Consider the following 26,194-nt stretch of genomic DNA (forward strand, 5'->3'; position numbering starts at 1 on the left):
ATATCTGCTTCCGAACATATTAAATACCAACCACTATCACACACCACCGTGGAATCCCTTCTACCTATAAAAGAAGATGGCTTTCCACAATATTACTGGTCCTAAACAAAAAAACAGGCTTCTTCTTTCTTCCTATCCTCGGTCTTAATACACCATTCGAGCACATACCGCCACCACACACCGCTGGGCATCTATTTAATCCAAAAAGAAAGGTAGCTTTCCTCAATTACAGACCTCGAACACAAAAATAGTCTTTCTCTCACTTCCTACCCGCGCTCTTAATACACCATTCGATCGCCCATTAAGCACTGACCGCTCCCACTCATGGATGGGTCATCTATTCAATCCAAAAAAAGAAAGGCTCTTCAGCCCTTCTTCTCTACGCGTTATTCTTAATTGTCTCTAACGTCGTTTTATCCGTTGTTCTTACAAGCTTCGTAATTAATTCTTTCGCCGCTGCATAATCATCAACATGTAAAATTGAAGCATGTGTATGAATGTAGCGTGCACAAACACCAATTACTGCTGATGGGATACCAGAGTTACTTGTATGTACACGGCCCGCATCTGTACCACCTTGTGAAATAAAGTATTGATACGGAATGTTGTTTGTTTCTGCTGTATCTAAAATGAATTCGCGCATTCCTCTATGTGTTACCATCGTGCGATCGTAAATACGAAGAAGAGCACCTCTTCCTAATTGACCGAACTGCGTTTTATCACCAGATGCATCGTTTGCTGGACTTGCATCAAGCGCATAAAAAATGTCTGGTTGAATCATATTTGCAGCAGTTTGCGCTCCGCGAAGGCCTACTTCTTCTTGTACAGTAGCACCAGAGTATAATGTGTTTGGTAATGTTTCATCTTTTAATTCTTTTAACAATTCAATTGCAAGACCACATCCGTAACGGTTGTCCCAAGCTTTCGCCATAATTTTCTTCTCATTTGCCATCGGTGTGAATGGGCAAATCGGCACGATTTGTTGTCCTGGTTTTACACCAATTTCAATCGCATCTTCATAACTATCTGCACCTATATCAATTAACATATTTTTTATATCCATCGGTTTTGCACGTTGCGCGTCACTTAATAAATGAGGAGGAATAGAACCAACAACCCCAATAACAGGACCATTCTTCGTCATAACTTGTACACGCTGTGCTAATAGAACTTGGCTCCACCAGCCGCCTAACGTTTGAAAACGAAGCATTCCGTTTTTCGTAATTTGCGTAACCATGAAACCTACTTCATCCATATGACCTGCTACAAGAACACGCGGGCCAGTTTCGTCCCCTTTTTTCAGACCAAATACGCTACCTAAACCGTCTTGTACAATTTCATCCGCATATTTGCTTAATTCTTGTTTCATAAAACGGCGTACATCATGTTCAAAACCTGATGCACCCTGTAATTCTGTTAACGTACGAAATAATTGTAATGTCTCTTTATTCACGAAGTCCCCTTCTTTCAAACCTTAGTAGAATACCTCTTTTATTGTAACGAAATTTTCGAAATGTTTCTAGTTTCTTCTTTTTTAACTGTATTTGCTTTATAATTATTATTGGTACACTATTTTTATTTTATAGAATTGAGGTGAATATATGAGCTGGAAAGGTTTAGTAGCAGGTCTTGGCTTTGGATTCGCAGCTGGTTATCTCGTTGCAAACAAAGTACAAGAACAATCCCATATTTCTTCAGAAAAAGCATTGAAAATGGTGAAACAAGCATTAAGTCATAAAGGTGAAATTACTGGCTCTTGGGTACATATGGTTCCAGAGACATTTGAAAAATATGATGTCGCATATGAAGTTTATCGCGGCGGTCTTACAACAATGTTAGATGATATACAAGAACGATTTGAATTTTTAGTTGATGCTAAAACAGGTACTGTTTTAGAGGTTATAGCAGCATAAAAAGGAGGGTTCCCATTAGGTGAACCTCTTATTTTTTTGAAATTGTGGGTATTGATTAAAATTATATCAGCGATTTTCCGAATATATCGACTTACCGACAAAATCCGATAATAAAAAAGAAGCTGCTCCAACAAATATGATGGAACAATCTCCTCTTTTTAAGCTTCTATACTCGTTTTCCGTTCTATTTTTTCTACGATATGCCCTTCCTCATTCCACTTCACAGCGCGATAATATGCATCATGATAAAACGTAAACCACGCCTCTTTGTCAGCACCATACTTCATCCACTTTTGTTTATTTTCAATCGAGGTCATCGGATAATCATCGTATGCCATTACCCATAATACATTTTGATGCGCGTGCGTCGGCAAGAGATCTGCTAAATGTAGCATCGTTTCCCCTTGACTCTCCAAAGCGATAACTGCATGTCCATCACTATGACCACCCGTATGCGCCATCTTAATTTCATCTGTAATTTCTATTTCTTGCTGGAACGTAACAACTTGATCTACAATTGGCTCCCAATTTTCCTTCCAATATGTATTACGTGATCTAATGTTTGGATTCCTCATTTCATTCCATTCTGTTTCACTTACGTAAACTTTCGCATTTGGAAATGCCGGTACAAGGTGATCATCTTCCCATTTTGTTAGACCAGATGCATGATCAAAATGAAGATGTGTCATTAAGACATAGTCGATATCTTCAGACTTTAATCCTAATTTTTCTAATGATTCATACACCGATGATTCTTCTGTTACACCTTGATTTCGTTTCATCTTCTCATCCAACTTACCGTTTCCTATTCCTGAATCAATGAGCATATTTCCATCTTTCGTTTGTAAAAGTAACGGATCTGTTCGTAAGTAAATATGATTTGTGTCATTATGTTTATATTTACGTGACCAAAGTACTTTCGGCACAACACCAAACATTGCCCCTCCATCTAAATGTGTATTTCCGCCTTTTAACCACGTTACTTTTATATCTCCAATTTGTAAATGTTCCATTACACATCCCCCTTTTAATTAATCTTAACATAAAATTCTGATTATTTTAGACATAAAAAAACCTATGGCATTACTGCATAGGCTCTGTACGATATTTTGCTTCAACTCGGTAAATACGATGACCCTTACTAGAGAATTTCTCTTCGTATTCAGTCATGATGTTACCTTCAAAGTCACTGTTATGAAGATCTAAGCTTAAGTACGTTAGTAACATACCATACTCAGCCATACTCATAAGAGAATATTCAAATAAACCTTGATTATCTGTTTTGAAATGAATTTCTCCGCCTTCTACTAACACTTCTTCATAATTACGTAAAAACGTTTTATACGTTAAACGACGCTTCGTATGACGCTTCTTTGGCCATGGATCTGAGAAATTTAAATAAACGCGATCAATCTCACCTTTTGCAAAGAAAACTGTTAAATCTTCAGCATCTTTATTAATTAACTTTAAGTTCGGCACTTCTTCTTCAATTAATTTATCAAGTGCATCTACAACAACACTTGTGAATTTTTCAATTCCAATATAATTAATATGTGGATTCGCTTTTGCCATATCATACATAAAGCGGCCACGACCTGTACCTACTTCAATATGAATTGGTTGTTCATTTCCAAATACTTCTTTCCAGTTACCAGCGCGCTCCTCTGGGTTTCCGATTACGATATGTGAATACTCGTTAATTCGATCCATTGCATATGGTTTATGTCTTAAACGCATAGATGTCTCCCTCTCTTTACAAAACTATTTTAAAGGAATAATTCCTTCTTTCTTTTTTTAATCAATCTACCAAACAAAAAACCAAGTACGTACGAGCACTCGGTCCGTTTCTTTCAAGTATAAGATGTACCATTTTGATAAAAACTACATACAGCATTAAACATTCCATGACGAAACAGCTTTTTCTCTTACATTTGAAGAGAAAAACAATCGAAAGGATGATCCGTTCATGCCAATTAATCAACAACATCAATTAGAAGTGCTGAAAGATATTTTAGTCAACCACCAAAGTGATTGCTGCGGGACAGTTTCAGAATGCGAGCAATTAGAGCGCCTCATTCAATCGTTACTCGCAAACGATAATATAAGTAGTGACGCTAAAACAATGCTAAACGATGTATATTCTTATAGTCAATCGGGTAAATCTTCCTCTAATTTGGACAACCATATTTCCAATAATCAAGAACAACTTACTCAGTGGATTGCTGGAATGGACAATTTTTCTTAAGTATTATTCTGAAGCAAGTAGTTGCTGTAAATATTGATGCCAATATTCAGCTTCTGCTTGCTGTTTTTTTGTTGTGTGCCATTGAATAGACAAAATCGTTTGTGCTATCACATACCATCTCATGCGCCTAAGCAGCGATTCATCCATTTCAATATCATAAAAACCGAGCCACTCACTCCACTCCTGGCGCGGAATGTACCAATATAATAACATACCAAGGTCTAGAGCTGGGTCAGCAATTACAGCTCCATCCCAATCAATTAAAAACAACTCATCTTCATCCGACAATATCCAGTTGTTATGGTTTACATCACAATGGCATACAACGAATTCGTTGTATTCAATAGCTTTTAATGAATCCATTAAATATTGAAGGCCTTGCTGAATTGTTTCATCATCCCTTATATCTCCTCTTAAAACGAGTTGCAGTTGTTGTAATAACTCTTGTGCGTGAAGCGGCTGCTTCCCAAGTCTTTGAATCATCTGTACAAGCGCTTTAGAGGAGTGAATTTTCTTCAAAAGTTTCGCAACACGTTCTAGTTTCATATCCTCTGGCTCTAGCTTCTGTCCCGGAAGCCATTTTTGAGCAGAAATTACATCACCGTTCGTTACCCTTCTTGTCCAAAGTAATTTTGGAACAATTCCTTCTGCTGACAATACCGCTAAAAAGGGCGATGTATTCCGCTTTAAAAATAACTTCTGTTGTCCGTTTTGCGCAATATACGCATCGCCCGTTACTCCACCAGCCGGTACAAGACTCCACTCTTTTCCTAATAATTGTTCCAACCATTCCATATTCATTACCCGTTAACAAATCCTTATCTTTTATAGTTATGAAAAGAAAAACCGCAACATTTCTACACATGTTGTGGATTCATATATTTTACTGTAAATGAAAAGAAAAATTAGCCTAAGCCAAAAATCCTCTATTTTATTTTACAAAACCTGTCATAGAATGACAACTTATCAAAATCGTCACCTTTGTCAATTCTACATTTATTACATTCTCATCGTCAAGTAGCGATTTGTCACATTATCGTCAATATATACGTGCTAATTGGAGGGAGCCTAAGTTCCTTTCCTCTAAATGAAGAAATTGGATCTATTTTCGCTTCGTTTTCATTTACTAGCACATCCCACGTTGCTTCTTTCGGAAGTTGCACCGTTTTAGCTTCTAAACCGCTATTAAATAAAACGACAATCTCTTTCCACGGCCCAAATGATTTTACATTTTGCAGGTGGTATGCAAGTACTTCTGTAGATGTTTGTAAAAAAGTCATATGTTTTTTTATAAGGTCTGCGTTTTGTAATCGGAATGCCCCATGCTCTTTACGAATCGCAATTAAACCTTTTATATAGTTAACGGTCTCTATCTCTTTCTCTTTTTGATCCCAATCTAATTGATTGATCTCATCATTTGCATTATAACTATTTTCATTTCCTTTCTTCGTACGATAAAACTCTTGTCCTGCATGTAAGAAAGGAATGCCTTGTGAAAGAATAACCATTGCGCTCGCTAGCAGGTGACGTTTTTTCAAAATCGCTTCTGATTCTTCATTACTGCGCACTAGTTTATCCCACATCGTCATATTATCATGACATTCTACATAATTAATGCTTTGCGCCGGCTCTAGAAACAGCCCTGTTTCTTTCATACTTAAAAGACTTCCTGCTGCAATATACTGCAAATGATTACAGTCTACAGACCCACCAAATGCAAAACCACGTTTGTTTATATGAAATGTACTCCCTTTTATCCCATCACGAAATTGATCATTAAACTGCGCGATATGTGGCATTTTCTTCGCATTATTTAACGTTGCTTTTTCCTCAAGAGGAAGCGGTGTTTGTAAATCCCATCCTTCTCCTAATAGCAAAGCATCTCGTTTTATGTTTCGCACTTCTTTTTCTATCATATTCATTGTATCAACATCTAAAATTCCCATTAAGTCGAATCGGAATCCATCGACATTGTATTCAGTAAGCCAATATAAAATAGACTCTACAATGAATTTCCTCATCATTTTCCGTTCAGACGCTATATCATTTCCGACTCCCGTCCCATTAGAAGGCATACCATCTTCACCATGACGAAAATAGTATCCTGGAACAAGCTTTTCAAATGATGATAGCTCTCTTTCATAAACATGATTATATACAACATCTATGATCACCCTAATACCTTGTTCATGAAATGTTTCAATTAGTTGTTTGCACTCAACTATCCTGTTATACGGATCAGAGGGATTTGTAGCATAAAATCCTGTTGGTGCATTGTAATATAATGGATTATACCCCCAATTATAGGCGGACGAAGGATTCGCCTCATCTACACCACCGAAACAATATAAAGGTAATAGTTCAACATGTGTAACACCTAAATCTTTTATATGAGACAACCCTGTTAACGTCCCATTTCGCCCTGTTGTCCCTTCTTCCATTAGCCCTTTATATGTTCCTTTTTTACTCACTCCACTGCCCTGATGAATAGTGGCATCACGAATATGCAGTTCATACAGTATGGCATCTGTCATTGCGTGTAATGGTGGTAATTGCTCTCGTCTTGTTACATTCGTTTTTTCTAAATCGATAACAACACCGTGTTTTCCGTTTACCGTCACCGACTTTGCATAAGGATCCACAGCTTCGTTCCATATTAAATTAATACAAACAAGAAATGTATAGCGTGCTCCGTCTAAATCACCTTGTAATGTTTGAATCCAAACTCCGTTTTCTTCTCTGTACATTTCATGATCGGTATATTCTTTATCACTCTTATAAATTCTTACTTTCGCAAGCCTTGCGGTTGGAGCCCATACTTTAAATGTCGTTTCTTCTTTTTGATACACAGCACCTAAATCTGTACCTTCGTAATAATACTTTTCATCGAAAATTGTTGTTCGAATAACAGCACCTATTTGTAAATCCGTTTCTTCATTCCGTTCATCTCGTACTGTATAATACTTACCCACATCTAGCGGCTCTTCTATAAAGCACTCATACTTCGTTGCATCTGGAAGCGCAATAGTATGAGCAATCGGTAAATCTTTCACATTACTTCCTTCTTGCAAACGAAATGTCCGACTTGTTCCATACGCATGTGGGAGCAAAATTGTAATTTTATTCATTTCATCTAAATAGGCATCAAATGGACGTTTTACTTTCAACATAAAAAAATCACCATCATTCTCAAAGTTAAAATAAAGTGAAACTTTAATGAGCGAGATAAAATGAGCTGCAAATGATAAGGCTTTTCTTATCAACAAGACTCTATACAGTAACTCCATTCTTCTCTATAGTATATTCACCTGCATAAAAAACGTTTTCACCATTCTATTTTTGTAATTTTATTTCAGCAATCGATTTATACTTCGGGGTTTCTTTCACGTGGGATTCGTATAAAGTAATTGTATCTGCTTGAAATGATATTTCAGGTACTTCTTTTATACTTTCTAAATGAAACTTTTCTTCTCCTATCCATTTACGAGCAACAGTAATATGTGGATGATATGGGCGTGTTTCTAGAGAAAAACTATTTTCTTCACAAATGGCATGTACTTGCTTTTGCAACTGAAACAAATCGTGATTCTCACTTACCTTCGCCCAAAAAATACGGGGCTGATCTTCTCTACCAAACGTTGAAAAACCTTGTAACGTGAACGATAGTTCTTTTGTTTTTGTAAGTGTTTGTAATCCATTCTTTATCCCTTTTAACTGTTCTTCTGTCGCACCTCCTAAAAAGGAAAGGGTAATATGATAATCTTCCTTATGTACCCACGAGCGAAATCGTAATTCCTCATTCGTATCCTCTTTATAGTTAGACAGCACTTCTTTTATATGATTTGGTAACGTAATTGCGACAAAATAATGCCTATCCATGTACACCGTCTCCTTCTTTCTATTGTTGCTTTTCTTTCTTATCTCATTCAATTAAAAAGAAGCCGCCCTCTAAAGTAGAGAGCGGTCATTATTCATATATCGGCGATTAAAGTTTCACTTTACTTCGCTAGTTCATGAATTGCTTGCGCATAAATTGCTGTTGCTTTTAATAAGTCTTCAATTTCAATGTACTCATCTTTTTGATGCGCAAGTTCTTCTTTTCCAGGGAATAGCGGTCCAAATGCCACACCAGCTTTTAATGAGCGAGCATAAGTACCTCCGCCGATTGCTAATAGTTCTGCTTTTTCACCTGTTTGTTCCTCATATACACGTTGCAACGTACGAATTAATACGTGGTCTTTATCAACGTGATGCGGGCGTGAATTAGAATAGTCAGCTACTTCAAATGCATGCGTACCAACATACTCTTTCAACTTCGCAATTGTTTCTTCAAAGTTAGTTGTAACCGGGTAACGTACGTTTAGACCTAAGTTACCACCATTTTCTTTCGTATAAGAAAGGCGACCGACATTCACTGTTAACGGACCGCTAATTTCATCTTTATAAGCAATAGTAGCTTTTTCACCAAAAATATCACCAGTAAATGTTTCTGTTGCAAATGTCGCAAATGCAGTTGCTTTTCCATCAAGTGAAACTGTAGTTAAGAAGTTTGCTAATAATAAACCTGCATTTTCTCCTTTTTCAGGAGTAGATCCGTGCGCTGAAATTCCTTTTATTTGCAATGTCACTGTATTTCCTTCTATAGTCGATTTCCCTATTTTTTTAGCAGTTTGTAAATATTCTTCATATGCTACTGTAAGTGCATTTACATCTTCTCCTGTAATAACCACTTCTGCAAAATCAGGAACCATATTTAAACGGCGCCCTGAATCAAATGAAACAAGTTCATATGTACCTTTTTTCTCTTCACTTCCATTTTGCACAACTTGTATATCAGAAATTCCTTTTTCTGCATTAATAATTGGAAAGTCTGCATCTGGTGCAAAACCGATTGTTGGCATTTCTTCGTTTTTAAAGTAGTGATCTACACATTTCCAATTGCTTTCCTCATCTGTTCCTATAATCATACGAACACGTTTTGAAAGAGGTAAGCCTAATTCTTTCACAATTTTCATCGCATAATATGCTGCCATCGTTGGGCCTTTATCGTCAATTGCACCACGTGCAAAAATCTTTCCATCGCGAATATCCGCACTATATGCGGGAGTCGTCCAGCCATCTCCTTCTGGTACAACATCAACGTGACAAAGAATACCTACTAATTCTTCTCCTTGTCCCATTTCAAGATGACCTGCGTATCCTTCTAAATTTTTAGAAGCAAAACCTTCAGCTTCTCCTTTATATAACATGAAAGATAGCGCTTTTTCTACACCTTCACCGAATGGTGCGCCCTCTTTCGCCGATTCTTCTTCCCATACACTTTTAATTTGTAAAAATTGTTGTGTATCACGAATTAAATCATCTTTTCGTTTTGCCACTTCTTCTGTCCAATTAATCGCTGACATCACGCATCCATCCTTCACTATATTATCTCTTTCATCATAGCAAACCGAAATCCCTTATGCCATACACGAAAAATAAATACCGAACAATTGTAATATTTCAGACATTTCTTATTAGTTTTTCTTTTGTTTTTTCAAAAAATTTTGCAGGAATTTGGCGTTTTACGTAGAATTTTATGTGTTAGTTGACTGACCATATATACAATGTCAACTACCAATATTTTTCTATATGAATTTTTGTTAAACTTTTGTAAAATTTAAGTAGATTAAAGCATGAATTTTATCATGTAGAGTACAATGGTAGTAACGACCTTCTTTCCTGAATGGGGTCAAAAAAACTAGTAGAGGAGTGGTTTTCTCTTGAAACCTACAACTACTCGTATGCTAACACGCATTAAATCAATTTATATGTACATCAATGAAAACGGAACGGTAACGACGAAAGACCTTGTAGATGAGTTCGGGATCACACCGCGAACGATACAACGTGATCTAAATGTGTTGCAGTTTAATGAACTCGTGTATAGCCCTTGCCGCGGTAAGTGGACAACAACAGGAAAGAAAGTGAGAATGACCTCATAACGAAAAATAATTGTATGTAAATAAATACATACCCCTTTCTAACTATTAGAAAGGGGTCTTTTCTGCGCCTATAAAAGTACTACTTTTCAGTATCTACTTGATATGTTTTTAACATTTCTACTTCTTCATCTGTTAGCTCTCGGTATTGTCCAAGTTCTAGTTCTTCATCTAATACTAACGGACCCATCTCTGTTCTCTTTAGATAGACTACTTTTTTCCCTACCGCTTCAAACATACGCTTCACTTGATGGAATTTCCCTTCTGTAATCACAAGCTCAATTTCGGAAATATCATCGCTTTTCAATATTGTAAGCGCACCTGGCTTTGTTTCATAGCCATCGTCTAAGATAACACCTTTAGCAAACTCTTTTACATCCTCTTCTGTTACTACTCCTGCAACGTGTGCATAATATTTTTTCGGCACATGCTTTTTCGGAGATAATAATTGATGTGATAACTTCCCATCATTTGTTATCAATAAGAAACCTTCCGTATCGATATCAAGTCGTCCAACTGGGAACGGATCAAAGATTGCATCTTCTAATTCTAATAAATCTATTACTGTTTCATGGTTATCATCTTCCGTCGCTGAAATAACACCTTGTGGTTTATGCATCATTAAGTAAACAAACTCTTTGTATTCCACAACTTCACCGTGAATCATAACTTCTTGCTCTTCTACATTTACATGAACTTTCGCATCTTTTACTGGCGTTCCATCAATTTTCACAACGCCATCCTTCAATAATTTCTTTACTTCTTTTCTACTTCCATATCCCATATTCGCTAATAATTTATCTAATCTCACGCTTTTCACCTTCTTTATTTATCATAGAAAAGGGGACGTAATTACGCCCCTCTTGATTTCAACTTTATTTTAAATCTACTACCAAGTTTACGTTGAATTTTATCTAATGCTTCTCCGCCAAATACTCTTTCAAGTACTCCTGTGCGAATTGCTAACAATCCGTAAACAAGACCACCAATACCTGCACAAATCGCAACTGTTATAAGAGCACCAATACGGCCATCAGGCGAAATCATGAAGGATAGAAGCCATTGTGATAGTTTTACAGCAACGACCATTATAAGTGTCAGTACTGCAATTTGGAATGTTCTTTTATATACAACACCGAATGAATAGTGTGCGTATTTTTTAATTTGTCGATTTGTATACCAAACAGAAGCTAAGAAACCAACTGCGGTCGCTAGAATTGCTCCTACTGTACCGAAATAACGAATAAAGATTACGTTACATACAAATTTCAAAATAACACCCATAACAAGCGCGACAATCGCATGCTTTTGCTGATTAATCCCTTGAAGAATTGCCGCTGTTACAGTAAATAAAGCAAATAACAATGCAACTGGTGCATACCACATTAATACTTGTCCACCTAATGGATCTGAGTCATAGAAAGCAGTGTAAATTGGATATGCAAGTGTTGAAATACCGATAACTGCTGGCAATGTTAAAAACATATTTGCCTGGAATGTTTGTGTAATTTGTAATTTCAAATAGCGGTATTGTTTTTCAGTAAATGATTTTGTAATTGCTGGTACAAGCGTTAAACTAAACGCTGTTGCAAGTGATACAGGAATCATAATTAACTTATGCGTCCACATTGTGAAAATACCAAGCGCTCGCTCTGCGATATCCCCTTGACCAATCGCCTGCATAATTGAGTTAAATGTCAATGTATCAATTTGTTGATATAAAGGAATTGTTAACCCAATTACAACGTAAGGAATCGCATATGCGAATAACTCTTTAAACAATTGAACAGTACTTACTGTTGATTCTGGTACAGTTTGTTCAATTAAATATTGATCCAAATATTTTTTACGTTTTAACCAGTACCAAATTAACACACCGAGTGCTCCAACCGCTGAAACGAACGCAGCAAATGTTGCTACTCCAACTGCTGTTGCAACTGTACCGCCAAGTACTTTAATAACGATAAAACTACCTGCTAATAAAAAGACGATACGAATAATTTGTTCAATAATTTGTGAAACGGTAGTTGGTCCCATAGACTGGTGACCTTGGAAATAACCACGAATTAAACTCGCTGCTGGTACAACAATAAGTGCGAAACTTACAAGACGAATAATCGTCGTAACTTCTCCTACATTATTGTGTATACTTTGTTTACCAAGCATCGCTTCTGCAAACAACGGTGCCGTCATGTACAGTACTAGGAACGAAAGAATTCCTGTTACTATCATCATAACCATTCCCGAGCGGAACATTCTCCGGCTCGTTTTATAATCGCCAAGCGCATTATATTTGGAAACAAATTTTGAAACAGCAAGCGGCACACCTGCCGTTGCGATACTTAAAAAGATCGTATATGGAATGTATCCATATGTATAGAGCGTTCCGCCTTCTGTGCCTACTAATGCATGAAACGGAAAGACGTAAATCATGCCTAAGAACTTTACTAAAAATGTCCCTAGCGTAACAATAAGCGTTCCGCGCAGAAATTTCGAATCGGACATACAAAAATCCTCCTACATCTACATAAAGTGAAACTATAATTAGTTGGAGACTTCTCTCCTACTCCTTATTAGTTGAACCATTCGAGCATTTACAGGCTAACAGACTCCCTATTTACTTCTCCTAAATCTTGAGGTTTTAGTCTTATCGCCTACAAATAGCAGGATAGTGCTGAACTCTAACTTTTGTATTGTACCACAATTCTCTCATTAAGCAGTACTTCACTCTATTTTTCTTTTAAGGGAAAACATGCTATTCTTTTAGGCAGGAAATGTAGAAAATGAGGTCGATATATTATGCATTATGATGTTATTGTCATCGGCGGCGGTCCTTCTGGGCTAATGGCTGCAATTGGTGCTGCAGAAGAAGGCGCAAATGTCTTGCTTCTTGATAAAGGAAATAAACTCGGGCGTAAACTTGCAATTTCTGGTGGCGGGCGCTGTAACGTAACGAACCGTCTACCACTTGATGAAATTGTTAAACATATACCAGGAAACGGTCGCTTCTTATACAGCGCTTTTTCTATTTTTAATAATGAAGATATTATTACATTCTTCGAAAATCTTGGTGTTAAATTGAAAGAAGAAGACCACGGTCGCATGTTCCCCGTGTCAAACAAAGCGCAATCTGTTGTAGACGCACTTTTAATACGATTAAAAAACTTAGGTGTAAAAATCCGTACAAATACGCCTGTTGAAACGATTGAATATGAAAATGGTCAAACGAAAGCAGTTGTACTGCAAACAGGCGAAGTGTTAGAAACAAATCACGTCGTTATCGCTGTTGGCGGAAAATCCGTTCCTCAAACTGGTTCCACTGGAGACGGATACGCTTGGGCTGAAAAAGCAGGTCATACAATTACAGAATTATTCCCAACAGAAGTACCTATTCTTTCAAACGAGCCGTTTATACGTGATCGCTCATTACAAGGTCTTGCTTTACGTGATATAAACTTAAGCGTATTAAACCCGAAAGGAAAAGCTATCATTTCTCACAAAATGGACATGCTCTTCACTCATTTCGGCCTATCTGGTCCTGCTGCTCTTCGCTGTAGTCAATTCGTCGTGAAAGCACTGAAAAAGTTTAAAACGAATACAATACAAATGAGTATTGATGCATTGCCAGAGGAAAATAGTGAACAACTATTTCAGCGCATGCTGAAACAAATGAAAGAAGATCCGAAAAAAGGAATTAAAAACGTTTTAAAAGGTTATGTCCCTGAACGTTACTTCCTATTCTTATTGGAAAAAAATGAAATTGACGGTAGTGAACAAGCTGGACAAGTTTCTCACGAAAAGATTCGTGCACTTGTAAAAGACTTTAAAGAGTTTACTGTAAATGTAAATGGTACGCAGTCAATTGAAAAAGCATTCGTTACTGGCGGAGGTGTATCCGTGAAAGAAATTAATCCGAAAGAAATGTCTTCTAAATTCACGAACGGCTTATATTTCTGCGGAGAAGTTCTTGATATTCACGGTTATACTGGTGGCTATAATATTACATCAGCCCTTGTTACTGGTAGAATTGCTGGAACGACTGCTGGAGAAAACGCGAAAATGCAGTATTAAAAAAGAAACAGGGATTCCTGTTTCTTTTTTAATACTGCCATGAAATCATTATCGGCGATTCCACAGATATATCAGCGATTCTGTAATTATATCGGCGATTTTCCAAATTTATCAGCGATTTCTCAAATATATCGACTTACCGACAAGAAGCGACAAATATCTGCTCCATGTAACTTTCCATTGCTTTTTTGTTGCTTTATTTACCTTAGTACCTTTATATTTTATATTGTTGAATATTTAAAAAAGGGTAAGGGGAAAACAAATGAGAAAAAAAGTCATGATGTCTTTAATGTTAATGACGTTTCTTTCTGCGGTAGAAGGAACGATTGTTAGTACAGCAATCCCTCGTATAACGAGTGATTTGTCAGGCGTCGAACTTGTTAGTTGGGTATATGCAATTTATATGCTTGCAACAGCTGTTTCGACTCCAATATACGGAAAGCTCGCTGATTTATTCGGTCGTAAAAAGGTTTTACTAATCGGGGCTACAATCTTTTTAGTCGGTTCTGCACTTTGCGGAGTCGTTACATCGATGGAACAATTAATTTTCTTCCGCGCGCTTCAAGGTATCGGTGCTGGTGCTGTTATGCCAATCACAATGACGATTATTGGAGACTTATATAGCGAAGCGAAAGACCGCGCGAAAGCACAAGGTTGGATGAGTGCCGTTTGGGGTGTATCCGGTGTTATCGGACCGTTAGTAGGTGGATTTTTAGTTGATTCTCTTTCTTGGCGTTATATTTTCTTCTTAAACGTCCCATTCGGAATTATCGCTTGCTTAATGATTGTAATTTACTACAAAGAATCTATTAAACCTGCTAAACATCATATCGATTATCTTGGTGCAACAGTCTTCTCATTAAGTACAATCGCTCTACTATATGCATTATTAACAGGTAGCAGTAAGCAAAACTGGGGAGACATGACAATTATCGGCCTATTAATCTTTGCCGCTATTTCATTCATTATTTTCTTGTTCATCGAGAAAAAATCTCCGGAACCATTAATTCCTTTAACACTTTTCTCTAACCGTACATTATCTACGATAAATATATTAACTCTTATTGCTGGCGCAATGATTATTAGTATTACAATGTACCTTCCAATTTGGAGCCAAGGTGTATTAGGGAAAAATGCTACAGAAGCTGGACTTATTTTAATGCCAATCCCTGTTATGTGGACATTTGGCGCTATTTTCTCTGGTAACTTAGTAGGCAAATTAAAAACGAAACAAATCATTTTACTTGGGGCTAGCATTTTATCAGTCGCTACCTTCTTATTATTTACACTATCAACCAATTCACCATCGTTCCTTATTTATGTAGCAGTCGGATTATTCGGCTTAGGCATGGGGCTTGTGACACCAATTTACATGGTAACAATTCAAGCAGCCGTACCAGCTCATACACGCGGAACAGCTGTTGGTTTAAACACATTTATTAATACATTTAGTCAAACGTTAGGTGCTGCAATATTCGGTACAATCTTCAATACGATGATTCACGCACGTGGTATTAAAAATCTTGATCTTGTATCTGGTGGACATGGCGGTACTACAGCAAACGTAGTAACCGAATCGCAATCCGCATTAGCATCAAGCGTACACGTCATTTATATGAGCACTTTCGTATTAGCAGTATTTACATTAATTATCGCTTGGCTTTTATTAAAGCCAGCTACACAAACAAGTGAGCAACAATAAAAAGGATGACCATTTTGGTCACCCTTTTTTTATTCTTCATTCTCCACAATATGTTTCAGCATGGATAATTTATTATCCCAAAAACGTTCATAATACGAGAGCCACTGTTGTAATTCTTCTAATGGTTCTGGATGCAAACGATATATCTTCTCTCTTCCGCTTTTTCTTCCACTTACTAAATTCGCTTCCGAAAGAATATGAAGGTGCTTTACAACCGCAGTACGACTCATCGGGAAATGATCCGTTATTTTGGAAATCGGTAACTCTTTGTCACTTAATAACCGTATTACTTCTCGGCGGGTTGGATCAGCAATTGCTTGAAATACATCATATTTCGCTGCTGACGAGGACACTTAGCCTTCGACAACCTTTTTCAGTTTTTCATTTACAATCGCTACCCAACCACCGCTCATTCTATCGCGAATAATAGAACTCTTCGCATTTGCTTTCGGAAGAATTTCATCAGGATGTTTCCAGCCGCCGTGAATTAACGTAAATTCTGTTTTGTTATCTCCTAAGTCTTTCAAATTAAATGAAACAATCCAGCCATCTGTATCCCATGAGAAAGATAAATGGTTTGGCTCATCAATTTCTAACACTTTACATGGTGATGGCCCAAATGGTGATTGCACATGAAATTCATGTCCTACCTCTAATACAAAATCATTTGGCATAAACCATGACGCGATCCCTTCTGCAGTTGATACTACATTCCATACCTTTTGAATAGACGCGTTAAAAACGATTGTTTGTTTAATATCATTTAATGTATTTTGTTGTTCCATTTTCATTCTCCTTTACTCGGCGTTATAACATAACACCTTTTGGTTACACTTTGATAATATAACACCTTTTAGTTTCATGTCAACGCTAATTCTTTTACTGTTGAGAAATTCTCAACATTTTTTCAACAGGACAAACACCCTCTTAGCATTTCCTCATAATATACTCACAAAGGCAATACAAAATAAAAACTTCTCTCAACATGAAACTCCATCATTCATATTGAAAGAAGCGCCTTACTTATATCATGCGTACTTCGTCTCTCCTCCTTCCCTCAGGGACAATACGCGAGATATGACAAATCAGAAGGAATATGCCCACCATTTGAGTAGGTAGTTATTTCTCTTCTCCTCAACATTTCCTTAGGAGCGAAATGACTACCAACTCACTTTTTTCAAACAAAATAAAAAGGGGTTGAACGCTATGTTCTATTGCATTAACTGCTCTGATATTCACCATGAAAAACATCCAAATGATAAAGTATTCAAAAATGGTTTTTATATTGATCCATTTTTAGGTGATCGTTATCACCTTGGTATGTGTAAAGATGCCCAAAATCACGAAACAGGGGAGCCTCTTTTAACGACCAAGCAATTAGGCGCAACCCAATCTATTATGAACGTATTACCGACACATGTTGTCCCAACATAAAGCATAAAAAAGAGCTGGCTCACCCAGCTCTTTTTTATGCTTTATAAACGATCATTGCTGAAAAACAATAAATTTGGTTTTCATCGTCGTTAATGGAAACACCAACTTGATATTTAATATCTACAAAGTTGCTATCATCAATCTTTTTCAAAAAAACATTTACAGCATCTTCTAAGTCTTTTTCGTGACTTTCATCAAACACTTTCACACGAATCATGTTAACACCGTCCTAGATCGCAGCCCTCCGCCGCTTGATTATTGCCACGGTGCGTATCTATGATGCGATAAAACTTTCCATTCTCATATATATATCCGTCTTCTAACACATATTCTTTATCTTCAGTATAGACATAAAACTTACCTATCATAAATTTACTCGTATATAATTCCAAATAATTTGGTCTAAATTTAGCTACAACTTTATTTGTAATATCAATTTTTATTGTGCGCCCCACCTTCTCTCCCTCCTTTGCAAAGAACGGATTTAGGTATATTGTATTAGCGCTTTTACATTTTATGCTTAAAAATAAGTGGATATGCCTTCTTTCTTCACCTGTACTATTTTTCTAAAAAAATCACTATAAATAAAATCCCCAAAAAAACATAAAAAAAGCACTTTACATTATTGACTCGAATATAAATATTATGTTATTATATAAAATTTGACATTTTTACATACGTGTGCTATCATTAAAAGTGGTTACCACATATGGAGGTGGATGATTTGTTTCAAATTGGTGATAAAATCGTTTATCCAATGCACGGTGCAGGAATCATCGAAGCAATTGAAGAGAAAGAAATATTAGGTACTTCACGTCAATATTGTGTGATACGCATCATTAGTAAAGATATGCAAGTAATGCTTCCGATGGATCAATTAAAAAAATCAGGTATTCGTTATATCGTTGATCGAGGTACGTTAGATGATATACTTCTTGAATTTCAAAACGGGGAGGCAGACCCATCACTCTCATGGAAACAAAGATATACAATGAATATGGAAAAAATGAAAAATGGCAATTTACAAGATAGCGCAGAAGTGGTTCGGGATTTACTTCGCCGTAATAAAGAGAGAGCATTAAATGCGAGCGAAAAACAAATGCTAGATAATGCACGAAAGATGATGATCAGCGAAGTCGCGCTCGTACAAAATGTTACTGAACATCAAGCAACAGAATTTCTTCAAGATACAATTAATCATTAAATTTTAAATAGCCAAACGCTATTTTTTTTGTAAAAAAAGGACAAAGAGATAAACTCTTTGTCCTTTTCATATTACCCACGCCCAGCTTGAAACGATGGGTATAAAGTCATTCCACCATCTGCAAATAACGTAATTCCAGTTACGTAACTCGCCTCTGATGAAGCAAGCCAAGTTGCTACTGCTGCAATTTCTTCAGGTTTTCCAATATAGCCCATCGGTATCATACTTTCTACGTCAGCACGTTTTTTAGGATCAGCAAATTTTTCTGCATTGATCGGCGTATTAATTGCACCTGGCCCAATATTATTTACTCGAATACCTTTTGGCGCATATTCTAGCGCTAACGTTTCTGTCATCAGTTTAATACCGCCTTTACTTGCTGCATAGTGCACAAATAGTGGCCACGGAATTTTCTCATGAACACTAGACATATTAATGACAGACCCTTTAATATCATGTTCTACAAAATATTTAATCGCTTCACGACTTCCTAAAAAAGCACCTGTTAAATTTGTATTAATTACCCTATTCCAATCTTCAAGCGGCATTTCATGCGACGGTACCGCGTTTTCTATCCCTGCATTATTAATCATAACGTCAAGCGTACCAAACTCTTTCACAGCAGATTGAATGAGATTCGCCACATCTGATTCGACCGTTACATCACCTTTTACAGCAATCGCTTCTCCGCCTACCTTTTTAATTTCTTCTAACACATCATTCGCTTCTGATTCTCGTGAGCGATAATTAATAACCACTTTCGCTTTTTCCTTAGCAAACCTCACTCCCATCGCTCTTCCGAGACCAGTTGCTGATCCTGTAATAACGACAACTTTCCCTGCTAAATCACTATACATTTCCATACCTCCTTTAACTTTTGGCTATACCTAACATAATTCCGGCTGCGATAATAAAAACGATACCGACAACGATACCCGTTAATTGGCGTTTCGTTTTCTTTTCACCTAATATAAGGATCCCACCAAGCGTGGAAATAATAATTCCCATTTGCGATAGCGAGAAACTTGTTGCGACTCCAACACGCGGCTGCGAAATGAATAAAAACATATTTCCAGCTGCCCAAATTAATCCTGGAATAATATTTCGAATTGCATATTTATTAAATGGATGATGCTTAAAGGTAAGCAAAATCCCACCTAACACCATACCAACTGCTTGTGGCAACAAAGCCGACCAACCATCTACGTTAAATAACCTAATCACTACTACGTAAACTAAATAACCGACTGTTGAAATTAATAAAATTACGATACCTCTTTTAAAGTTTGCTGCTTGCTCTGCATTCTTTTCTTCTTCACTTTGAAGCGATGTTAAAATAACACCGATAATAATACAAACGAGCGCTAAAATCCCAAGGACGACCGATATTGTCGTGGACCATTCATGAAATACGATAACACCAAATAAAGTCGTCGCGACTAATTGAAGTCCTGTTGAAATTGGCATCGTCCTCGAAACACCCATTAAATCAATACTTTTCAATTGATTCGCCTGACCAAGCGCCCAAAATAAACCTGACACAACTCCAACTCCGATAACGGTAGGTGTTAATACTGGCTTCATAAAAATATAAACAACAATTGAGAAAATAAGTGCTCCAAACGTTGTTCCGAGCGTTTGACTATACGGTCCCCCGCCCAGTTTTACGTTAAATAGCACAATACTTCCCCAAAATATAGCTGGTAAAATTGCTAAAAATATATCCATCACTCATTACCTTTCTTTACTAAATGCCATAGGTTATCACTCTAAGTCATTAGAGTGAGCTTTTATTTTTTCTTTTTCCCGTTCACAAACTTTTTCTGCAATAGCGTCAGAAACCTTCTTTTCTCGCTCCACTTTCTTTATCTTTACGTGATCTAAATGATCTTCCAAAGTAAGCGTAACTTTATCGTTCGGCGGATTATGCGCTCCTTGAAATGTAAGAAATTGTAGCTTCACTTCATACCTAGGAACAAATTCATCTTTCTTGCCGAGACGCTTTATATTTATAACTGAAACACATTCATATTGATCTTCTGTCACTTGTCTAATAACTGAATAGTACCTATTTGATAATGCACTCTCTAAAAGCTGTTCTCTTGATTCTTTCGCGAGAGAATCACTTGGAGAAGAGAAAAAGGCCGCACATAGCATTATGATAACTACACATATTTTTTTCATAGTTCCCTCCTTGTTCTATAGATTAGTGTTCTCAAAACTGCCATAAAAAAACGACTTTCCCTATGTAGGAAAGTCGTTTTAATGAATCCAATATTAACCACCGCTCACTGGTGGTATAAGTGCAACAACATCACCATCTTGGACCCTGTCATCTTCATTTGCGTATTCTTCATTAATCGCAACCATAATTGGCTCTGAAACTGGTACATTATATTCTTTCGCAACAACATCTTTTAACTGTGCAACCGTAATATTTTCTTTCTCTATTCGTAATTCACTTGTCCCTGCTTCTTCTTGCAGGTGCGCAAATAACAATACTCGAATCATGCTTATAGCTCCTTCCCAGGCTCTCCCGCCGGATATGGTGTTTTTTCTAATTGATCACCAATCCATGAGTCACCATCTTCCCAAAACTCCTTTTTCCAAATCGGAACAATTTGTTTTATGCGTTCCATAATATATTCGTTCGCTTCATAAGCCGCTTTACGGTGTGGTGTTGAAACAGCAACAACAACCGCTATATCAGAAATTTGCAACGTACCGATGCGATGTGTAATCGCAACATATGTACCTGGCCATTTCTCTTTCACTTCCAGACCAATTTTCTCTAGCATCTTTTCTGCCATCGTCTTATAAGCAACATACTCTAAGTATAATGTACGACGGCCTTTCGTAAACTCTCTAACCGTTCCAATAAATGTTGTAACAGCACCGCATTCACGTCGAATTACTTTCTTCGTTACCTCTTCAATCGAGATCTCTGTATCAATTACTTCATAATATATATTTGTCATTTCGCACTCCTAACCGTTTGTAAAAACCAGTCTATGTACAACTCTTCTTCTGTTATATGAAATACTTTATATTCTTCTCGTATATTTGCCGGGGCATCATACCACGTAATAATCGCTACTATATTTTCTACTTTATGTAAAAGCTCAACGTCTTCCGCAGAACGAAGTAACACTACTTTTGGATAGTTCTCTTTTTTATAACCCTCTATTAAAATTGTATCCACTTCAAAAAACTCATATAAGCGAATAATTTCTTGCAAGGACCATTTCTTTCTTAGTGAAGAAAGTGCAAGCAATCCAGCACCTTCTACACCACTTACGATAGCACCAGCTTTACGGTGTCGTTCGCTATCTTTTTGCGCTACTTCCGGAAAACCTCCGTGCCCGTGATGTTTAATTGTAGCAACTTTCATTTCACTTTCAGCTAACACATGCACAATTTTCTCTACAAGTGTCGTTTTTCCGCTGTTTTGATACCCTACTATTTGTAAGATTGAAGGGGCTTTGCCCATGGCCAATCACATCCCTCAGAGTGCTCTAACAACAATACAGATACTTTCATCCCTGCTTCAAATCCTCTCGTTCCTCCAGGCAATACAATAAAAGCATTCGCATCGGCAAGTGAAGAGACCGCACTCGATTTATCTAAACCGACCGGCATCGCTTGTAATACCCCTTCCGCGATTGTTACCTTTGCTCTTACAAAACGAGTGAACGGATTTGGTTTCGGAAAATCTTTTTGTAAAATAGCATCTGCTATATATATGTGAGGTTCTTTCACATACAAATATGTCTTTATAACCGGATGCACAAATAGCTCAAAGCCTACGTAGCAAGCTGATGGATTCCCTGATAAGCCGAAAAGTAACTTTCCATCAACTTCAGCTACTGTCGTTACACTTCCTGGTCTCATCGCTATTTTATTAAAGAGTACATTCGCCTGTAATCTTTCATAAATAGCTGGTAAGTAGTCATAATCTCCTACTGATACACCGCCTGTTGTAATTAAAATGTCGACCTCATCCATCGCTGATTGAACAGCTGTAAAACATGCATCTAACTCATCCGCGAGTTGACCATAATAACGAACTTTCCCGCCAGCTTTCATAATTTGAGCTGCGATCATATACGAGTTACTATTTCTAATTTTCCCTGGTTCTAACAGCTCATGTACTTCTAATAATTCACTTCCTGTCGTTACAATACCGACAACAGGCTGTTTTACAACTTTTACAGTGCTATATCCAAACGTTGCTAGTAATGCCGCAACACCTGGATTAATTGCAACGCCTTTCTTAACGAGAACTTGATTTTGTTTTATATCTTCCCCTTTAAATGACACATTGTCACCACTATTAAACGGACGCTTTACCTTCATATATGTTTTTCCGTTCTTCTCAAAACCCTCCGTCAGCTCTAGCATTACGACTGCATTACAACCCTCTGGAATAGCTGCTCCCGTCATAATACGAACCGCTTTAAAAGGCGCTACTTCATCTAAAAAAACAGATCCTGCCCCGATTTCCCCTATTACTTCAAACTCAATCGCATTCTCTTGATTCGCTTCTTCCGTATCTTCTGCTCGAATTGCGAAACCATCGTAAGGAGACCGATCAAAATGAGGAACGTCATGATCAGAGACAACATCCTCCCCAAGAATTCTCCCATAACTTTCCGTAATAGAAACCTCTTCTACTTCACCATTCTTCGCATATTCCATTACTCTCTCTACTGCCTCAGCAACTTGAATCGGAATTCGTTTTTCTATCATCGTTTCTCACCTCATATTTGCAATTTTTTTTATCTCGATTAAACTTTATATATTAAATAGAAATTACTTCAAGGAGGAATTCCATGTCTTCATTCACACACTTTAATGACCAAGGACGCGCAAAGATGGTTGATATAAGTGACAAAAAAGCAACCGTTCGAACAGCAATTGCGTGCTCTAGCATTGTCGTTACAAAAGAAATTTACGATAAAATCTCTCACAATGAAATTGGGAAAGGTGACGTACTAGCAGTTGCGCAAATCGCAGGCATTATGGCTGCGAAACGAACTTCTGATATTATCCCAATGTGCCATCCTTTATTATTAAAAGGTGTTGACGTTTCTTTTGATTGGAAACAATCAGAAGAACAATATCGTTTACTCATTGAAGTAAAGGTTAAAACAGAAGGTAGCACCGGTGTTGAAATGGAAGCTTTAACAGCTGCTTCCGCTACCGCTCTTACTGTGTATGATATGTGTAAAGCTGTCGATAAAGGTATGATTATCGGCGAAACGTACTTACTTGAAAAAACAGGTGGAAAAAGTGGAGATTATACGAGAAATTCATAATCCTCTCTCCGTTGAACCTAAAGGATTTTCTTTAGGTTCAACCTATATATCTTGCATATAAACTTTTCGCTACATTCATATCATTCGTCCCATGAATAAACGCCCTGCCATCTGTAAATAAAACAAAACGATATTCTTCTACCGGAAATGATAATAAATAAGGTGTCGCCTTTATCTCTACACTTCTTTGTAAGCGCTTTTTAATTTCTTCTAAATTAAAATTCTTCCGCACACCTGGGCGAATTTGTACTGTATTTCGCCCACATAACACTTCTGTTTTTGTTTGTGCTTCAAATGTTAAACTCGGATATGTACGTAACCTTCCGCAAGATAAACAAGTATCTTTTTTCTGCCTATTCACTTTAAATGCCATCTGTTGATTATTCCAAAGATCAAACGATAACATCGTTTCACGAAGCGCCCCAAAGTCTTCTACTAATATTTTCAGCGCTTCCGTAATTTGATGCGCAACTACTAATTGTACTGCCGGTTGTATAATACCTGCTGTGTCACATGTTGCTCCGCTCGCCGGATGCTCCATTAAACAGCGAAAACACGGTGTTTTTCCTGGTAAAATTGTATACGTTACTCCGTAACTCCCGACGCAACCACCATATATCCACGGAATATTATACTTTTGTGAAATATCATTAATGAGAAGACGCGTTTCAAAATTATCTGTCGCATCTAATATTAAATCTACATCATTCACTAGCTCTTCCATTTCTTGCACTGTTACATCAGTCACAACCGGATTTATTTTCACCTCAGAATTAATCGCTTGTAAATGCTCTGCCGCTGCTACCGCCTTTGGTTTGTATTGCTTTGCATCTTCTTCTGTATATAATTGTTGTCTTTGTAAATTACTCCATTCTACATAATCACGATCCGCAATTGTTATTTTGCCAACACCTGCTCTAACAATTGCTTCTGCATTCGCTGCACCGAGAGCACCAGCGCCGATAATAAGCACATGCTTCTCTCTAATTTTTCTCTGTCCTTCTTCTCCAACACCAGAAAATAATATTTGTCTTGAATATCGCTCCTGCATACGATAGCCCCCTTTCTTATCCTCCTATATAAGACATTTCAATTTTCGGACGATTCTTTGCACTTTCTTCTGTCCGTTCATCCGAATACCTGTCTTTTCTATGCATCCATACATTTTGTATAACGCTTACTAACTCATCATCTGAAAGATTTCCTCTAAGAAGTTCCCTTACATCCAATCCTTCTGTCGCAAATAAGCAAGTATAAAACTTTCCATCTGCCGAAATTCTTGCTCTCGTACAAGAGGAACAAAATGACTCTGAAACGGAAGTAATAAAACCGACTTCGACATTTGTTCCAACGTAACGATATCGCTTCGCAACTTCACCGAAATAATGCGCTTCAGCTGGCTCAAGTGGATACACGCTATGAATCATTTCAATTAATTCTTGCTTTGTAACGACTTGGTCAAAGTTCCATCCATTTGTACTACCAACATCCATAAACTCAATAAACCTAAGTGTGATTCCTTGCTCTTTAAAATAAGCAGCCATCGGAAGTACTTGATGGTCATTCATCCCTTTTTTCACAACCATATTTACCTTTACATCAAGCCCGGCCTCTTTTGCAGCCATAATTCCCTTTATAACAGGTTTCGTATTGATATTCCGGCCATTAATGTCCTTAAATACATCGTCATCTATTGCATCTAAACTAACATTTACTCTATGTAATCCAGCTTCTTTTAATGCTTTTGCTTGTTTCGTTAAATGAATTGCATTTGTCGTTAACCCTATATCTACTAACCCTTCAATTTTTACGAGACGTGCAATAAGTTTTGTTAAATCTTTACGCAGCAGTGGCTCGCCACCAGTAAGTCTAATTTTTCGTACACCGATGCTAACAAATAGTTTTGCCAAACGTTCAATTTCATCAAACGTCAATAAAAACTCATCTTTCAAAAAAGCATAATCTGGCCCAAAAACTTCCGCTGGCATACAATATGTGCATCTAAAATTGCAACGATCAATGACAGATATACGCAAATCTTGAAGTGGGCGTCCAAAAAAATCTGTAACCATCTCCTGCATCGCCACCCTCCCTTTCTGCCAAATTTCTCTCTTTTCATTCTATTATAATATATTTTCGAACTGCGATGTTTTTGCTCAAGTGAATAAAGTGAAACTTTAATCAGTGGGGGGTTTTGTTCATCCCCCACTGATTATTAGCCCTCACCAATCGGGCTTTTACAGGCAGCTCGAGGGATAAAGTGAAACTTTAAATAATTAAAGGGTATCCACTCCCCATGGTTAACGAGGTTTACTTCCAGATACAA

Annotated in this window: 30 protein-coding genes; 8 read left to right on the plus strand and 22 right to left on the minus strand. The window is 37.2% G+C overall.

All coding sequences use genetic code 11. The features are described 5' to 3' along the window. Positions 1-379: 379 nt before the first annotated feature. Complete coding sequence (locus tag JFU02_RS14765) at positions 380-1,453, minus strand: M42 family metallopeptidase (protein WP_001031518.1); 1,074 nt, start codon at positions 1,451-1,453, stop codon at positions 380-382. Between the two features lie 148 nt (positions 1,454-1,601). On the opposite strand from JFU02_RS14765, the gene JFU02_RS14770 reads away from it, so the two are divergent. After that, positions 1,602-1,913 (plus strand): PepSY domain-containing protein, encoded by a 312-nt coding sequence (locus JFU02_RS14770; protein ID WP_000118535.1) that lies wholly within the window; start codon positions 1,602-1,604, stop codon positions 1,911-1,913. Between the two features lie 158 nt (positions 1,914-2,071). Here the strand turns inward: JFU02_RS14770 and JFU02_RS14775 are convergent, their stop codons facing one another. Together JFU02_RS14775 and trmB are read right to left on the minus strand one after the other, a co-directional pair. Further along, complete coding sequence (locus tag JFU02_RS14775) at positions 2,072-2,926, minus strand: YtnP family quorum-quenching lactonase (protein WP_000400671.1); 855 nt, start codon at positions 2,924-2,926, stop codon at positions 2,072-2,074. 70 nt (positions 2,927-2,996) lie between these two features. Beyond that, positions 2,997-3,650 (minus strand): tRNA (guanosine(46)-N7)-methyltransferase TrmB, encoded by a 654-nt coding sequence (gene trmB, locus JFU02_RS14780; protein WP_001239383.1) that lies wholly within the window; start codon positions 3,648-3,650, stop codon positions 2,997-2,999. Between the two features lie 229 nt (positions 3,651-3,879). Here trmB and JFU02_RS14785 point away from each other — a divergent pair, with 229 nt between their 5' ends. Continuing rightward, positions 3,880-4,158 (plus strand): YtzH-like family protein, encoded by a 279-nt coding sequence (locus tag JFU02_RS14785; RefSeq protein ID WP_001122235.1) that lies wholly within the window; start codon positions 3,880-3,882, stop codon positions 4,156-4,158. A gap of 3 nt (positions 4,159-4,161) precedes the next feature. Here JFU02_RS14785 and JFU02_RS14790 read toward each other — a convergent pair whose 3' ends face one another. From JFU02_RS14790 to pepV, 4 genes are all read right to left on the minus strand, one after another. Continuing rightward, positions 4,162-4,959, minus strand: a complete 798-nt coding sequence (locus JFU02_RS14790) for a phosphotransferase family protein (RefSeq protein ID WP_002094168.1) — start codon at positions 4,957-4,959, stop codon at positions 4,162-4,164. A gap of 227 nt (positions 4,960-5,186) precedes the next feature. After that, positions 5,187-7,328 carry a type I pullulanase gene (pulA, locus tag JFU02_RS14795; RefSeq protein WP_061667156.1) on the minus strand — a complete coding sequence of 714 codons (2,142 nt, stop codon included), beginning with the start codon at positions 7,326-7,328 and terminating at the stop codon, positions 5,187-5,189. A gap of 163 nt (positions 7,329-7,491) precedes the next feature. Continuing rightward, positions 7,492-8,037: an RNA 2',3'-cyclic phosphodiesterase gene (gene thpR, locus JFU02_RS14800; RefSeq protein WP_098323883.1), complete on the minus strand. Its 546-nt coding sequence runs from the start codon at positions 8,035-8,037 to the stop codon at positions 7,492-7,494. Positions 8,038-8,156: 119 nt separating this feature from the next. Next, a complete protein-coding gene (gene pepV, locus JFU02_RS14805; RefSeq protein ID WP_061667154.1) occupies positions 8,157-9,563 on the minus strand; it encodes a dipeptidase PepV in 1,407 nt (468 codons plus the stop codon). 357 nt (positions 9,564-9,920) lie between these two features. Between pepV and JFU02_RS14810 the strand changes: the two genes are divergently transcribed. Beyond that, positions 9,921-10,142, plus strand: a complete 222-nt coding sequence (locus JFU02_RS14810; RefSeq protein WP_000805512.1) for a DeoR family transcriptional regulator — start codon at positions 9,921-9,923, stop codon at positions 10,140-10,142. 79 nt (positions 10,143-10,221) lie between these two features. On the opposite strand, the gene JFU02_RS14815 is transcribed toward JFU02_RS14810, so the two are convergent. Both JFU02_RS14815 and JFU02_RS14820 read right to left on the minus strand, forming a co-directional pair. After that, positions 10,222-10,950, minus strand: a complete 729-nt coding sequence (locus JFU02_RS14815) for a pseudouridine synthase (protein WP_001234947.1) — start codon at positions 10,948-10,950, stop codon at positions 10,222-10,224. A 41-nt stretch (positions 10,951-10,991) separates the two neighbouring features. After that, positions 10,992-12,644 carry a putative polysaccharide biosynthesis protein gene (locus tag JFU02_RS14820; protein WP_061667153.1) on the minus strand — a complete coding sequence of 551 codons (1,653 nt, stop codon included), beginning with the start codon at positions 12,642-12,644 and terminating at the stop codon, positions 10,992-10,994. Between the two features lie 294 nt (positions 12,645-12,938). Here JFU02_RS14820 and JFU02_RS14825 point away from each other — a divergent pair, with 294 nt between their 5' ends. Next, positions 12,939-14,210 (plus strand): BaiN/RdsA family NAD(P)/FAD-dependent oxidoreductase, encoded by a 1,272-nt coding sequence (locus JFU02_RS14825; RefSeq protein ID WP_086405801.1) that lies wholly within the window; start codon positions 12,939-12,941, stop codon positions 14,208-14,210. A 262-nt stretch (positions 14,211-14,472) separates the two neighbouring features. Then, entirely contained in the window at positions 14,473-15,912 is a 1,440-nt protein-coding gene (locus JFU02_RS14830; RefSeq protein WP_001228031.1) for an MDR family MFS transporter, read from the plus strand. A 29-nt stretch (positions 15,913-15,941) separates the two neighbouring features. On the opposite strand, the gene JFU02_RS14835 is transcribed toward JFU02_RS14830, so the two are convergent. Continuing rightward, positions 15,942-16,265 (minus strand): ArsR/SmtB family transcription factor, encoded by a 324-nt coding sequence (locus JFU02_RS14835; protein WP_000098837.1) that lies wholly within the window; start codon positions 16,263-16,265, stop codon positions 15,942-15,944. Then, positions 16,266-16,697, minus strand: a complete 432-nt coding sequence (locus JFU02_RS14840) for an SRPBCC family protein (RefSeq protein ID WP_000437760.1) — start codon at positions 16,695-16,697, stop codon at positions 16,266-16,268. It lies immediately after the preceding gene. 421 nt (positions 16,698-17,118) lie between these two features. On the opposite strand from JFU02_RS14840, the gene JFU02_RS14845 reads away from it, so the two are divergent. After that, positions 17,119-17,346, plus strand: coding sequence for a DUF3973 domain-containing protein (locus JFU02_RS14845; RefSeq protein ID WP_000498991.1), 228 nt, complete (start codon positions 17,119-17,121; stop codon positions 17,344-17,346). 34 nt (positions 17,347-17,380) lie between these two features. Here JFU02_RS14845 and JFU02_RS14850 read toward each other — a convergent pair whose 3' ends face one another. Both JFU02_RS14850 and JFU02_RS14855 read right to left on the minus strand, forming a co-directional pair. Beyond that, positions 17,381-17,563, minus strand: a complete 183-nt coding sequence (locus JFU02_RS14850; RefSeq protein ID WP_000621751.1) for a sporulation protein Cse60 — start codon at positions 17,561-17,563, stop codon at positions 17,381-17,383. A gap of 1 nt (position 17,564) precedes the next feature. Continuing rightward, the gene (locus JFU02_RS14855) at positions 17,565-17,801 is read right to left on the minus strand and encodes a DUF2553 family protein (RefSeq protein WP_000533803.1); all 237 of its coding nucleotides are present in this window, start codon (positions 17,799-17,801) and stop codon (positions 17,565-17,567) included. A 254-nt stretch (positions 17,802-18,055) separates the two neighbouring features. On the opposite strand from JFU02_RS14855, the gene JFU02_RS14860 reads away from it, so the two are divergent. Then, positions 18,056-18,550 carry a CarD family transcriptional regulator gene (locus JFU02_RS14860; protein WP_000451440.1) on the plus strand — a complete coding sequence of 165 codons (495 nt, stop codon included), beginning with the start codon at positions 18,056-18,058 and terminating at the stop codon, positions 18,548-18,550. 71 nt (positions 18,551-18,621) lie between these two features. Here JFU02_RS14860 and JFU02_RS14865 read toward each other — a convergent pair whose 3' ends face one another. From JFU02_RS14865 to JFU02_RS14895, 7 genes are all read right to left on the minus strand, one after another. Then, complete coding sequence (locus tag JFU02_RS14865; protein ID WP_061667151.1) at positions 18,622-19,407, minus strand: glucose 1-dehydrogenase; 786 nt, start codon at positions 19,405-19,407, stop codon at positions 18,622-18,624. Positions 19,408-19,420: 13 nt separating this feature from the next. Beyond that, complete coding sequence (gene glcU / locus JFU02_RS14870) at positions 19,421-20,278, minus strand: glucose uptake protein GlcU (RefSeq protein WP_000350861.1); 858 nt, start codon at positions 20,276-20,278, stop codon at positions 19,421-19,423. A 36-nt stretch (positions 20,279-20,314) separates the two neighbouring features. After that, on the minus strand, positions 20,315-20,734 hold the full coding sequence (locus JFU02_RS14875) for a DUF3888 domain-containing protein (protein WP_061667150.1): 420 nt from the start codon (positions 20,732-20,734) through the stop codon (positions 20,315-20,317). A gap of 93 nt (positions 20,735-20,827) precedes the next feature. Then, positions 20,828-21,061, minus strand: coding sequence for a molybdopterin converting factor subunit 1 (gene moaD / locus JFU02_RS14880; RefSeq protein ID WP_000621782.1), 234 nt, complete (start codon positions 21,059-21,061; stop codon positions 20,828-20,830). A gap of 2 nt (positions 21,062-21,063) precedes the next feature. Next, positions 21,064-21,528, minus strand: coding sequence for a molybdopterin synthase catalytic subunit MoaE (moaE, locus tag JFU02_RS14885; RefSeq protein WP_061667149.1), 465 nt, complete (start codon positions 21,526-21,528; stop codon positions 21,064-21,066). Then, entirely contained in the window at positions 21,525-22,040 is a 516-nt protein-coding gene (gene mobB, locus JFU02_RS14890; protein ID WP_000513627.1) for a molybdopterin-guanine dinucleotide biosynthesis protein B, read from the minus strand. The genes moaE and mobB overlap by 4 nt, the downstream gene beginning before the upstream one ends. Further along, on the minus strand, positions 22,010-23,299 hold the full coding sequence (locus tag JFU02_RS14895) for a molybdopterin molybdotransferase MoeA (protein WP_061667148.1): 1,290 nt from the start codon (positions 23,297-23,299) through the stop codon (positions 22,010-22,012). Before JFU02_RS14895 ends, mobB begins: the two co-directional genes overlap by 31 nt. An 83-nt stretch (positions 23,300-23,382) precedes the next feature. Between JFU02_RS14895 and moaC the strand changes: the two genes are divergently transcribed. Next, entirely contained in the window at positions 23,383-23,868 is a 486-nt protein-coding gene (gene moaC, locus JFU02_RS14900; protein ID WP_000094146.1) for a cyclic pyranopterin monophosphate synthase MoaC, read from the plus strand. A 37-nt stretch (positions 23,869-23,905) separates the two neighbouring features. On the opposite strand, the gene JFU02_RS14905 is transcribed toward moaC, so the two are convergent. Both JFU02_RS14905 and moaA read right to left on the minus strand, forming a co-directional pair. After that, positions 23,906-24,919, minus strand: a complete 1,014-nt coding sequence (locus JFU02_RS14905; RefSeq protein ID WP_001158091.1) for a molybdopterin-synthase adenylyltransferase MoeB — start codon at positions 24,917-24,919, stop codon at positions 23,906-23,908. Positions 24,920-24,935: 16 nt separating this feature from the next. Next, positions 24,936-25,949 (minus strand): GTP 3',8-cyclase MoaA, encoded by a 1,014-nt coding sequence (gene moaA, locus JFU02_RS14910; protein WP_001157139.1) that lies wholly within the window; start codon positions 25,947-25,949, stop codon positions 24,936-24,938. Between the last annotated feature and the right edge of the window lie 245 nt (positions 25,950-26,194).

The sequence above is a fragment of the Bacillus sp. TH13 genome (genome assembly GCF_016651175.1).
Taxonomy (GTDB): Bacteria; Bacillota; Bacilli; order Bacillales; family Bacillaceae_G; genus Bacillus_A; species Bacillus_A thuringiensis_S.

Coding starts and splice junctions, on each gene's coding strand:
- JFU02_RS14820 (WP_061667153.1), bottom strand. CDS start 12,644: ATGTCCGATTCGAAATTTCTGCGCGGAACGCTTATTGTTACGCTAGGG.
- JFU02_RS14845 (WP_000498991.1), top strand. CDS start 17,119: ATGTTCTATTGCATTAACTGCTCTGATATTCACCATGAAAAACATCCA.
- JFU02_RS14790 (WP_002094168.1), bottom strand. CDS start 4,959: ATGAATATGGAATGGTTGGAACAATTATTAGGAAAAGAGTGGAGTCTT.
- JFU02_RS14825 (WP_086405801.1), top strand. CDS start 12,939: ATGCATTATGATGTTATTGTCATCGGCGGCGGTCCTTCTGGGCTAATG.
- JFU02_RS14770 (WP_000118535.1), top strand. CDS start 1,602: ATGAGCTGGAAAGGTTTAGTAGCAGGTCTTGGCTTTGGATTCGCAGCT.
- moaC (WP_000094146.1), top strand. CDS start 23,383: ATGTCTTCATTCACACACTTTAATGACCAAGGACGCGCAAAGATGGTT.
- JFU02_RS14875 (WP_061667150.1), bottom strand. CDS start 20,734: ATGAAAAAAATATGTGTAGTTATCATAATGCTATGTGCGGCCTTTTTC.
- JFU02_RS14775 (WP_000400671.1), bottom strand. CDS start 2,926: ATGGAACATTTACAAATTGGAGATATAAAAGTAACGTGGTTAAAAGGC.
- trmB (WP_001239383.1), bottom strand. CDS start 3,650: ATGCGTTTAAGACATAAACCATATGCAATGGATCGAATTAACGAGTAT.
- mobB (WP_000513627.1), bottom strand. CDS start 22,040: ATGGGCAAAGCCCCTTCAATCTTACAAATAGTAGGGTATCAAAACAGC.
- JFU02_RS14905 (WP_001158091.1), bottom strand. CDS start 24,919: ATGCAGGAGCGATATTCAAGACAAATATTATTTTCTGGTGTTGGAGAA.
- JFU02_RS14785 (WP_001122235.1), top strand. CDS start 3,880: ATGCCAATTAATCAACAACATCAATTAGAAGTGCTGAAAGATATTTTA.
- JFU02_RS14830 (WP_001228031.1), top strand. CDS start 14,473: ATGAGAAAAAAAGTCATGATGTCTTTAATGTTAATGACGTTTCTTTCT.
- JFU02_RS14850 (WP_000621751.1), bottom strand. CDS start 17,563: ATGATTCGTGTGAAAGTGTTTGATGAAAGTCACGAAAAAGACTTAGAA.
- JFU02_RS14840 (WP_000437760.1), bottom strand. CDS start 16,697: ATGGAACAACAAAATACATTAAATGATATTAAACAAACAATCGTTTTT.
- moaA (WP_001157139.1), bottom strand. CDS start 25,949: ATGCAGGAGATGGTTACAGATTTTTTTGGACGCCCACTTCAAGATTTG.
- glcU (WP_000350861.1), bottom strand. CDS start 20,278: ATGGATATATTTTTAGCAATTTTACCAGCTATATTTTGGGGAAGTATT.
- pepV (WP_061667154.1), bottom strand. CDS start 9,563: ATGTCAGCGATTAATTGGACAGAAGAAGTGGCAAAACGAAAAGATGAT.
- thpR (WP_098323883.1), bottom strand. CDS start 8,037: ATGGATAGGCATTATTTTGTCGCAATTACGTTACCAAATCATATAAAA.
- JFU02_RS14860 (WP_000451440.1), top strand. CDS start 18,056: ATGGAGGTGGATGATTTGTTTCAAATTGGTGATAAAATCGTTTATCCA.
- JFU02_RS14865 (WP_061667151.1), bottom strand. CDS start 19,407: ATGTATAGTGATTTAGCAGGGAAAGTTGTCGTTATTACAGGATCAGCA.
- moaD (WP_000621782.1), bottom strand. CDS start 21,061: ATGATTCGAGTATTGTTATTTGCGCACCTGCAAGAAGAAGCAGGGACA.
- JFU02_RS14895 (WP_061667148.1), bottom strand. CDS start 23,299: ATGATAGAAAAACGAATTCCGATTCAAGTTGCTGAGGCAGTAGAGAGA.
- pulA (WP_061667156.1), bottom strand. CDS start 7,328: ATGTTGAAAGTAAAACGTCCATTTGATGCCTATTTAGATGAAATGAAT.
- moaE (WP_061667149.1), bottom strand. CDS start 21,528: ATGACAAATATATATTATGAAGTAATTGATACAGAGATCTCGATTGAA.